The 629-nt window shown below is 53.9% G+C and carries 6 tRNA genes; all 6 read right to left on the bottom strand.

The annotated features are described in order from the left end of the window. Positions 1-2: 2 nt before the first annotated feature. Positions 3-75 (bottom strand) — tRNA-Ala (locus SB773_RS29925). 15 nt (positions 76-90) lie between these two features. Continuing rightward, positions 91-164 (bottom strand) — tRNA-Pro (locus tag SB773_RS29920). Positions 165-174: 10 nt separating this feature from the next. Beyond that, positions 175-248: transfer RNA gene (locus SB773_RS29915), tRNA-Arg, on the bottom strand. Between the two features lie 3 nt (positions 249-251). Continuing rightward, positions 252-340 (bottom strand) — tRNA-Leu (locus SB773_RS29910). 16 nt (positions 341-356) lie between these two features. Next, a tRNA-Gly gene (locus SB773_RS29905) sits at positions 357-431 on the bottom strand. 29 nt (positions 432-460) lie between these two features. Beyond that, positions 461-541 (bottom strand) — tRNA-Leu (locus SB773_RS29900). Positions 542-629 lie beyond the last annotated feature (88 nt).

The raw sequence follows: 629 nt of genomic DNA, 5'->3' as shown, positions 1-629 counted from the left end.
AGTGGAGCCTAGCGGGATCGAACCGCTGACCTCCTGCGTGCAAGGCAGGCGCTCTCCCAGCTGAGCTAAGGCCCCATGTTTTTGGGAAAATCGGGAAGACAGGATTTGAACCTGCGACCCCCTGGTCCCAAACCAGGTGCTCTACCAAGCTGAGCCACTTCCCGTTAATAAAAGCGCGCCCGAGAGGAGTCGAACCCCTAACCTCTTGATCCGTAGTCAAACGCTCTATCCAATTGAGCTACGGGCGCATATGGTGCCGAGGGCGGGGGTCGAACCCGCACGGTGGTCACCCACCGCAGGATTTTAAGTCCTGTGCGTCTGCCTGTTCCGCCACCCCGGCATGTCATACTGAAAATTGGAGCGGAAGACGGGATTCGAACCCGCGACCCCAACCTTGGCAAGGTTGTATTCTACCACTGAACTACTTCCGCAAGACATGTTTGAGTTATTTTATTAAAAGTGCGGGTGAAGGGATTCGAACCCCCACGCCAAAGGCGCTAGATCCTAAGTCTAGTGCGTCTGCCAATTCCGCCACACCCGCATATTTTTCAAGAAAATGGTGAGCCATGAAGGATTCGAACCTTCGACCCTCTGATTAAAAGTCAGATGCTCTACCAACTGAGCTAATG

Origin of the sequence: Bacillus sp. SIMBA_074 (genome assembly GCF_046534555.1) — a bacterium.
GTDB lineage: Bacteria > Bacillota > Bacilli > Bacillales > Bacillaceae_G > Bacillus_A > Bacillus_A mycoides.
Note: the sequence above shows the minus strand (reverse complement) of the source record. Positions and strands in the feature narration are given on the sequence as shown.